Origin of the sequence: Phenylobacterium sp., assembly GCF_030693805.1 — a bacterium.
Lineage (GTDB): Bacteria > Pseudomonadota > Alphaproteobacteria > Caulobacterales > Caulobacteraceae > Phenylobacterium.
This window is the reverse complement of the sequence record NZ_JAUXZW010000351.1, coordinates 1-2,833: the sequence shown is the minus strand read 5'-3', so window position 1 is coordinate 2,833 and position 2,833 is coordinate 1. Positions and strand designations below refer to the sequence as shown.

Genomic DNA, 2,833 nt, shown 5'->3' with positions numbered 1-2,833 from the left:
CCGACGCCGACCGGCACGCTCTGGCCGCCCTTGCCGCAGACGCCGATGCCGGGGTCGAAACCGAAGTCGTCGCCGATCAGGGTGGCGCCCTTCACCGGCGTGGTGATCCTGCCGTTCTCGATCAGATAGGCCGCGGTGCACTGGAAGACGAACTTGCCGTTGGTGATGTCCACCTGGCCGCCGCCGACGTTGGCGCAGTAGAGGCCGCGCTGGGTCGAGGCGATCATCTCCGCCTGCTTGGCGGTTCCGGCCATCATGGCGGTGTTGGTCATCCGCGGCATGGGCATGTGGGCGTAGGATTGGCGCCGCGCGTTGCCGGTGGGCTGCAGGCCCATCAGCCGCGCGCTCATGCGGTCGTGCATGTAGCCGACCAGCACCCCGTCCTCGATCAGGATGGTGCGTTCCGTAGGCGTGCCTTCGTCATCGACGGTGAGGGAGCCGCGGCGCCCCAGCACCGTGCCGTCGTCGAACACGGTGACCCCAGGGGCGGCGACCCGCTCGCCGATGCGGCCGGAGAAGGCTGAGGTGCCCTTACGGTTGAAGTCCCCCTCCAAACCGTGGCCGACCGCCTCGTGCAGCAGCACGCCGTTCCAGCCCGGGCCGAGCACCACGTCCATCTCGCCGGCCGGGCAGGGCACGGCCTCCAGGTTGACCAGCGCCTGGCGCAGGGCTTCGTCGACCGCGCCCTGCCAGTTCTCCTGGGTGATCCAGGTTTCGAAGCCGGCGCGGCCGCCGGAGCCGGTGTAGCCGTTCTCGCGCCGGCCATCGCGCTCCACCGTCACCTGGACGTTGATGCGGGCCAGGGGGCGCACGTCGCGGATCAGGCGGCCGTCGGCGCGGACGATCTCGACCACCCGCCGCTCGCCGGCGAGGCTGGCCATCACCTGCACCACCCGCGGGTCGCGGGCGCGGGCCCAGGCGTCGATCTCCTGCAATAGGTCGACCTTGTCCGAGAAGCCGGGCGAGGCGAGAGGATTGTCCTCGCTATAGAGCTTGGCGTTGGTGTGGCGCGGGGGCTCGGCCGCCTGGCCGGAATAGCCACGCTTGGCCAGCGCCGCGGACTTGCCGGCGCGGCCGATGGCGGCCTCGGAGATCTCGCTGGCGTGGGCGTAGCCGGCGGTCTCGCCCGCCACAACCCGCAGGCCGAAGCCCTCGGTCGCATCGTAGGACGCCGATTTCAGCCGGCCGTCGTCGAACACGAAGGCCTCGCTCTCCGAGCGCTCGACGAACAACTCGCCATCGTCCGCTCCGGCCAGCGCCTCGCCCAGGATGGCGCGCGCCCGATCGGGATCGACGCCGGCGGATTCGAGGATCGACGGAGCGGGAGCGTGGGCGTTCATGAGGGACGAACCTGCGTAAATCTGGGAGACGTCTCAACAGATAGGCGTTCAGGCCCCGCGCGTCACCCGCCCGAGCAACGGGTCATGTCCCCAGTTCATCAGCGACCAACGCCAGCGGGTGTGCGTCACATCGCCCCAAGGTCGCTGGGCCAGGTGGCGGCGGGCGTAGCCGACCACCTTCTTCATATGGGCGTAGTCGGCGTCGGTGAGGTCCTCGGCCGGCCGGGCGCGGATCTCCAGGATGCGCCGGGCGGATTGGCGGCCGATCGATTCGGTCTCGCCGCGGCGTGTGACCCCGACACGCCGACTTTCGTCGGTATCCAGCCAGGCGCCCAGGGCCTCGGGCGTCATGTTGACCACGCCGTCGAAGGCGTCGCGGATTTCACCTTGCTCGCGCGGGCTCAGCGGGGGACGCATGCATGCTCCAGGGTCTGATGTGGGGCCTGCCTTTGCGGCATGGCGCAACCGCCTTGGCAAGCTGGGGGAGAGCGCGTATGCACGCGCGCTGAAGGACGAGGGGTGCGGACGATGCGCCGCGCCGTCCATCCTGTCGTCGGGGGCGATCGTTGTTTGGCGAGGCGCGGCCGGCCAACCAGACCGAGGGGACATGAAGTCGAGGTTCAAGGGTATGCGGGCTGCGGCGGCCGGAGCGGCGGCTGGCGTGACGACCGCGTTGTGGAGCGTAAGCGCGCTTGCGGAGGACCTCCTTGGGCAGCCGACGCCCGGCGCCATCGACCTGCAGCCGGGCGTAACGCCCCTGCGGCACGATGCGATTTTCTTCCACAATGTGATCCTGTTGCCGATCATCACGGCGATTTGCCTGTTCGTGTTGGGCCTGCTGATCTGGTGCGCGGTCCGCTACAACAAGCGCGCGAACCCTATTCCGGCGCGCTGGAGCCACAACACCACGGTCGAGGTGATCTGGACGGTGGCTCCGGTCCTGATTCTGATGTTCATCGCGATCTTCTCGTTCAAGCTGCTGTTCGCCTACCACGACATGCCCAAGCCGGATCTCACGGTTAAGGCGACCGGGTACCAATGGTACTGGGGCTACGAATATCCCGACCAGAACGTCTCCGAGTTCATCTCCAACATCCTTCCCGAAAAGGAAGCCAAGGCGAAGAACGTCCCATACCGGCTGGCCGCCACGGAGCCGCTGGTCGTGCCGGTGAACAAGGTGGTCCGTGTGTTGGTCACCGGCGCAGACGTGATCCATGCCTTCGCCGTACCCTCGTTCGGGATCATCACCGACGCGGTGCCCGGACGGGTGAACGAGACCTGGTTCAAGGCCGAGAAGACCGGCGTCTATTACGGCCAGTGCCGTGAGCTCTGCGGCGTCGACCATGCCTTCATGCCGATCGAGGTGCATGTTGTGTCTCAAGCGGAGTTCGACGCGTGGGTCGTCGGCAAGGGCGGCGGCGCCAAGCCTGCCGCCGCAGCCGTTCCGGCGACCGCCCCCGCTGCGGCGTCTCCCGCCGCCGCGCCCGGCGCCG

3 protein-coding genes are annotated in these 2,833 nt (G+C 68.6%); 1 reads left to right on the top strand and 2 read right to left on the bottom strand.

All coding sequences use genetic code 11. From position 1 onward, the window contains the following. Together Q8M88_RS14080 and Q8M88_RS14075 are read right to left on the bottom strand one after the other, a co-directional pair. The coding region (locus Q8M88_RS14080; RefSeq protein ID WP_305597787.1) for a TldD/PmbA family protein at positions 1-1,340 on the bottom strand (1,340 nt) is incomplete at its 3' end. Between the two features lie 48 nt (positions 1,341-1,388). Continuing rightward, a complete protein-coding gene (locus tag Q8M88_RS14075; RefSeq protein ID WP_305597786.1) occupies positions 1,389-1,757 on the bottom strand; it encodes a DUF3140 domain-containing protein in 369 nt (122 codons plus the stop codon). A 190-nt stretch (positions 1,758-1,947) separates the two neighbouring features. Between Q8M88_RS14075 and coxB the strand changes: the two genes are divergently transcribed. Continuing rightward, positions 1,948-2,833, top strand: an 886-nt coding sequence (gene coxB / locus Q8M88_RS14070) for a cytochrome c oxidase subunit II (protein WP_305597785.1), incomplete at its 3' end; no start/stop codon positions are given.